Raw genomic sequence first — 6,298 nt, 5'->3', positions numbered from 1 at the left:
CGTATAGCCCGTCGAAATGGAATTCGTGCACATGCCGAGCACGAAGATCAGCGCTGCCAGCAACGCTGTCGACGATGGAGATACGGCGATCGCGATTGCCATTGCAGCGCCGAGTGCGCTTGCCCACACGATCGTGACGTGCGCACCGATTTTGTCCTGGATGAAGCCGATCGCGGCACATCCGACTGTTCCACCGACCTGTAGCAGGGTTGTCAGCAGCGAAATCGTACTGGTGGCGAAGCCTGCTTCCTTGAACAAGAACGGCAACCACGTATTCGTGAGATAGATCGTGAACATCACCGCCATGTAGCCGATCCACATGGTCGCTGTTCCCAGTCTTAGTCGGGAGGCAAGGAGAGCGCCAATCGGATACGACCGAGTGTGTGTGGCTGTCTCGCGGGTGAATGTGCTGTGCGCGTTCACGGACCCGAGTTCGATGTAGTTGCAATATTTTACGAGGTCATCGTGATTGCGTCCGGAGTTCGCCAGGAACCGCACCGACTCCGGCAGCAGGCGGGCGATGGCGAGGAAGATCGCCGCAGCAGTGGCGCCGCACAGGAGTATCGCAACCTCCCAACCGAACGCCTCGACCACGAATGGCACCAGGATGGCGCCGACGGCTGCACCCGTTGTGAACCCTGACCAAATGACGGCAACGATGGAGCGGCGACGTCCGGTGGGGACGAACTCCGAGACGAGGGCAGCGACGTTCGGCATCGATGCGCCCAAGCCAAGCCCGGTGAGAAGCCGAAGGATGCTGAAAGTGGCGATGCCGTCAGTGGTGGCGGTGAGCATGGTTGTCACCGTGAACGTGCCGATGGCCCAGACGATTACGCTCCTGCGTCCGAAACGGTCTCCAAGGGGGCCACCTACCAGCGCGCCGATGCCAAGACCCATGAGCCCGGTGGTGACGGCTGGCGCTAGTTGCGCGGTGCTGATACCCCAGTCCTCCTTCACGGCGGCAGACATGAAGCCGACGGCGGTGACCTCCAGTCCGTCGACCACGATGCACAGAAAGCAAAGGATCAACGTTCGCTTTTGGAACCAGCTGAGCGAGTTGCGATCTATGACATCGCGGACGGTTACTTCCGTTGCACGAGCCACAACGGTTCCTTTCCAAGTCATGACGGGAGTCGCCCAAGTCGACTCGTTGTGCCGATGTTCACACGCAACTCACTGTGCGCCCCAGATCACGACAACGGCACGACTCACGTTCACTCAGTGGCGGTCCGGCGAATATTGCTCTCGCAACGGGGGCTCGACCTCTCGCCATTGGGCGCGTGTCACCGACGGCTCGGCTGCGGGATTGCGGAGGCGCTCAAGGGGTATCGAACAGTGACGATCGCGCATCGAGTCTGTTGCCACTCTCGGCGGCGTGCTGCGCCGTCTCGATGAGGGCCAAGCTGACTGCGGCGTCTTCGACGGTCACCAGCGGCGCGGCCTCACCTCGTGCGACGGCGATGAAGTGCCGGAGTTGCCGCGTGTAGGAATCGCCGCCTTCAGTGCCTTCATATCGGCGCGACAACGGGTGGTGCCAGTCGGATCCACCGTCGTAGTAGAAGCGGGCGAGTTGCGGAAAGGCCAGTGATCCCTCGGTGCCCGCGATCGACCAACTGGCAATGTCCGGGATGAAGGGAAACTGAGGGTCGTCCTGAGTCGATTGATCCCAAGTCCACGGTGCGACAGCGGAATCAGACAGAATGAAGGTACCGATGGCGCCGTTGGTGAAGCCGACGATGACGGCAGCGGTGTCCTCGACTTCGTATCCTCGGAACGCGTTGCTACTGATGGCCTGCACGGTGGCGACCTCGCCGCATAGGTGGCGGGCGAGATCGAGATCGTGAACGAGGTTGATCAGCATGACCCCTGCTCCTCGTTCGCGACGCCACTGCTGGTCGAAGTACTCGTCGGATTTCTTGGTCAGCCACATTCCGTTGATGGCCACGAGCCTGCCGATCGCGCCGCTGCGAATGATGTAGCGCGCCTTCGCCACTGCCGGGTGATGGCGCCGATGGTGACCAACGAGTACCACTCCGTTGGACCCATGGACGGCCGTCACCAGGCGCGAGGCTTCTGCAGCAGTCACGGCCACGGGCTTCTCGAGCAGCGCGGGGATGCCTGCTGCGACTGCTGCCAGTGTCGTTTCGACGTGGGCGCCGTTGGGGTTGGCGATGATCACCCCGTCGATGCCCGGTGCCCCGAGAAGGTCCCGATAGTTGTCGTAGTGCGGCACCCCGGCATCGTCGGCCAGGGCTCTGGTCGAGGGATCGGCGACCGCGACCAACGTTGCTCCACGTTCGCGTGCAATGTATTCCGCGTGCTTGGTGCCCATGACGCCGGCACCGATGATTCCAATGCGGAGGGGATTTTGAACCATGAGTTGCTCCCGATTCTCTGATGCCGGGGAATCCACGCTCGCCCGAGTCAGGCGCGCGTGAAGGCGCCGTCGCCAGCGACCCAGCCTGCCGCTGCGATCGCTCCGAGTGTGGAGTACATGATCTCCTCGGCGACCACTGGCAAGGGAAGCAGCTCCAACGCGTCGGATATGGGCTCGATCGACACCGGGGGAAGGACGTCCAACACCTTGGCGATGCCCCGTAGGAAGCCCCCGATGTCCAACGTGCCTCGTCCCGGATAGGTCCGCAGATGCCGGGCCTCGTACGCCAGCGGCACGCCGGGGCGGACCGCCACGTCGGAGAGCTGGACGCCCGCCACCCAGTCGAGTCGTTGCGCCGTCAGGTCGGCAGGATCGCCGCCGGACCGGAAGAAGTGCACGACGTCGAGAACGACCCTCGCATTGGTGGCGCCGGTCCGTTCCGCCAGGCCCACCGCCTGCGCCAAGTCCGGCACCCTGCTGTATGGCATGAACTCGAACGCGACGGGAACAGGGGCGAGGCTGCCACATACGGCCGAGAACTGATCCAGGATGCGTGGCGGTTCACCGACGAAGGCCGCAACGTGTACTCGATCTGGAACGAGAGCGTGGCATAGATCCTCGACCAGGGAGTTGGCGTGACGGGCGGGACCGTCGTCGCCGAGCCGAATCAGTTCGAGTTCGGCGACGCGCAGGCCGGCGTCGGTCACGCGTGCACTTATCTCGTCCAAGCCGATGCCCCGCTCAAGTGCTGAGACGCACTGCCCGACCGTGAGGCCTATGCCGGTGAATCCGCTGGCCGACGCCGCGGCGAGGATCTCTGGAAATGGGCGATCCCGAAAGCAAATGGCGCCCATCGACAGATGGGCGGTATGCCGTTGGGGAGTTCTTTCCATGGCCGAGACCGTAGAGCCTCGACGAGGGGCGAGTCGAACAAGTGCTGCCACTCAGTGGCACTCCGGGGGCGCGATCGGGGCCACCGCAATGTCGGCCGGTGGTCCTGCGCGGCGAGCCGCACCGTGAGGATGCGGGCACGGATTTCATGTGGTGGCTTGATCACGCGTGTCGATTCCCACGGTCGGCGAGGTAGATCCGCGCATCCCAGGCAGCCAGCTCGAGCGATGTCGACGCGATCGTGGCTGCAGGATCTGGCAGGTTGCCAAGCAGCAGCGTGGCACCGACCCATTCCGGGCCGATGTCGATGGCCCTGGCATCGCGCCCGCAGTTGGCGACGACGAGGAGTTGATCGGTGGGGCTGGTTCTGGTGTACGCCCAGATCTGCGGGTCCTCGGCCATGAGCGGCGCGAAGACACCGTCCACCAGGATCGGCAGCTGATGGCGTAGCCGGATGAGAGCTTGGTAGTGCGCGAACACGGAATCCGTTGCCGAGAATTGAGATTCGGCGTTGAGCCAACTGTGGTTGGGGTTGACCGGAAGCCAGGGGGCACCGGTGGTGAACCCGCCGTTCGGGCCGGCATCCCACTGCATCGGTGTACGAGCGTTGTCACGGCTGATCTTGGCAAGGCCAGCCATGGCCGCGGCCTGGTCGCCGCCCAGTTCGACCACGCTGTCGTAGAAGTTCACGGCCTCGAGGTCCTTGAAGTCCTGCGGACGCCGGAACGGATAGTTGGTCATTCCGAGTTCTTCGCCCTGGTAGACGAACGGCGTGCCACGCATGCCGTGCAGAACGGTCGCGAGGGCCTTGGCCGAGGCGGCCCAGTAATCGGGGTGGTCGTCGCCGAACCGGGACACCACGCGCGGCTGGTCGTGGTTATCCCAATACAGACTGTTCCAACCAGTCTCCGCCAACGCAAGCTGCCACCGATGAAGCGACTTCTTCAGCACGACCAGGTCCAAACCTCGGTAGTCGTACTTGCCCGCGGAACCCTGGTCGACGGACATGTGCTCGAACTGGAAGACCATGTTCAGCTCGTTGCGAGCCGGATCGGTGTAGAGCCGCGCGTCATCCGTTGTCACGCCCGGCATCTCACCCACCGTCATGAAGTCGCCGCCGCGCTCGGTGAAGACCGCGCGGGTCATCTCGGCGAGGTAGTCGTGCACGTGCGGTCCGTCGGCGAACAGGTCGAACGCGCTGACGAAGGTCTGCCCAGGAACCGCCGGTGCATCCGGGAGCCCCTCGGCCTTGGAGATGAAGTTGATGACGTCCATGCGGAACCCGTCGACACCGCGGTCGAGCCACCAGCTCATGAGGTCGTGAACGGCAGCTCGTACCTGCGGATTCGTCCAATTCAGGTCGGGTTGTCTCCGGTCGAACAGGTGCAGGTAGTACTGCTCGGTGCTCTCGTCCCACTGCCACGCCGATCCGGAGAACATCGAGCCCCAGTTGTTCGGCTCGGCGCCATCCCTGGCATCTCGCCAGATGTACCAATCCCGCTTGGGGTTGTCGCGTGACGAACGCGCCTCGGCGAACCACGGGTGCTCGTCGGAGGTGTGGTTGACCACCAGATCCATCACCAACTTCATCCCCAGTTCGTGCACCCTCGTCAACAGCACGTCGAACTCGGCGAGGGTGCCGAACATCGGCTCGATGGCGCGGTAGTCGCTGACGTCGTAACCGTTGTCGGCTTGCGGCGAACGGTAGACCGGCGACAACCAGATCACGTCGACGCCAAGTGCTTTCACGTAGTCGAGTCGGTCGATGATGCCACCGAGATCGCCGATGCCGTCGCCGTTCGAGTCGGCGAAGCTACGCGGGTAGATCTGGTAGACGACGGCAGACGTCCACCACGCAGCGTCTCGCTCACACAATTGGCTCGTCCTCCGGTCGCTTCACGCGCAGCCACCGGTAGCCGTAGGGCTCGAGGTCGATCTCGACCCCACCGTGGGCGTCGAGTGGGATCTCGGTGAGGCCGTTGAGCAAGTCGACGAGGATGGACCCCGGTGGCAAATCGTCGACCTCGATCGAGACGAGGCAACTGTCTGCCGCGAAGTTGTGCAGCGCCACCATCGCCCACCCGGATTCCTCCCGGCACACGTGAGCCAGCACGGCCCGGTTGGGTTGTTTGAGGATCTCGACGTTCGACCAGCCGGTCTCCGGTTGCTCGCGGTAGGTGTAGATGAGGTTGCGCATGAACCACCAGAAGGAGCCGTGGTCGCGGCGTTGGTCGGCGGCGTTGAGGCGTTCCGGTCCGTACAGGCCGTCGGGAAGTGGCCGGGTGAGCCGCCGCGTCGCCGCTCTGGAGAAGCCGCCGTTGTGACCGCCCGTCCATTGCATCGGCGAGCGCACGGCGAGTCGTCCTGGTATGTCGAGATTCTCGGCCATCCCGATCTCCTCGCCGTAGAACAGGACCGGAGTGCCTGGGAGCGAGAAGGCCAGCGAGTAGGCCATCTTCATCCGCCGTTCGTCGCCGCCGAGCATCGACGGCAGTCGGCGTCGCAGGCCGCGGCCATAGAGTTGCATGTCCGGGTCGGGGCCGAAGGCGTCGAAGACCTCTTGGCGTTCACCGTCGCTCAGCTTGTCGAGGGTGAGCTCGTCGTGGTTGCGCAAGAAGTTGGCCCACTGGCTGGTGATGTCGAGCTTTGGTCGCTGCCGCAGCACCTTGGCGATCGGTCGGGCATCCCCGCGGGCCATGGCGAGGTAGATGTTCTGCATCCCGATGAAGTCGAACTGCATGTTGAGCCCGTCGCCGTCGGACCCTCCGAAGAAGGCCTTCTGGTCCTTGTACGCAAGGTTGACCTCACCGAGCAGGACGGCATCACCGACGCGCCGATTGACGAAATTCCGTACGTCGCCGAGGAATTGGATGGGATCGAAGGCGTCGGGCTTTCCCGGCACGTCGTCCTTGGCGAACATGAAGGGCACGGCGTCGACCCGGAAGCCCGAGACACCCAGCTCGAGCCAGAAGCCGAGCGTGCGCGCAATCTCCTCCTGCACCTTCGGATTCTCGATGTTGAGGTCGGGTT

At 63.8% G+C, this 6,298-nt stretch carries 5 protein-coding genes; all 5 read right to left on the bottom strand.

The window, feature by feature from the left end:
* Positions 1-1,005, bottom strand: a 1,005-nt coding sequence (locus ACRDUX_RS18390; protein ID WP_526415455.1) for an MFS transporter, incomplete at its 3' end; no start/stop codon positions are given.
* A gap of 313 nt (positions 1,006-1,318) precedes the next feature.
* Positions 1,319-2,377, bottom strand: coding sequence for a Gfo/Idh/MocA family protein (locus tag ACRDUX_RS18385; RefSeq protein ID WP_526415454.1), 1,059 nt, complete (start codon positions 2,375-2,377; stop codon positions 1,319-1,321).
* Positions 2,378-2,424: 47 nt separating this feature from the next.
* Positions 2,425-3,270, bottom strand: a complete 846-nt coding sequence (locus ACRDUX_RS18380) for a sugar phosphate isomerase/epimerase family protein (RefSeq protein WP_526415453.1) — start codon at positions 3,268-3,270, stop codon at positions 2,425-2,427.
* A 160-nt stretch (positions 3,271-3,430) separates the two neighbouring features.
* Positions 3,431-5,143 carry an alpha-glucosidase gene (locus ACRDUX_RS18375; RefSeq protein ID WP_526415452.1) on the bottom strand — a complete coding sequence of 571 codons (1,713 nt, stop codon included), beginning with the start codon at positions 5,141-5,143 and terminating at the stop codon, positions 3,431-3,433.
* Positions 5,136-6,298 (bottom strand): alpha-amylase family glycosyl hydrolase (locus ACRDUX_RS18370; protein ID WP_526415451.1); only part of this gene is annotated, 1,163 nt, incomplete at its 5' end. The genes ACRDUX_RS18375 and ACRDUX_RS18370, both read right to left, overlap by 8 nt.

The organism is Mycobacterium sp. (genome assembly GCF_050701675.1).
Taxonomy (GTDB): Bacteria; Actinomycetota; Actinomycetes; order Mycobacteriales; family Mycobacteriaceae; genus Mycobacterium.
This window is presented reverse-complemented; position numbering and strand designations above follow the sequence as displayed.

What these genes read in the sequence shown, in the direction of transcription:
- ACRDUX_RS18385 (WP_526415454.1), bottom strand. Translation starts at nt 2,377, where the DNA reads ATGGTTCAAAATCCCCTCCGCATTGGAATCATCGGTGCCGGCGTCATG.
- ACRDUX_RS18380 (WP_526415453.1), bottom strand. Translation starts at nt 3,270, where the DNA reads ATGGAAAGAACTCCCCAACGGCATACCGCCCATCTGTCGATGGGCGCC.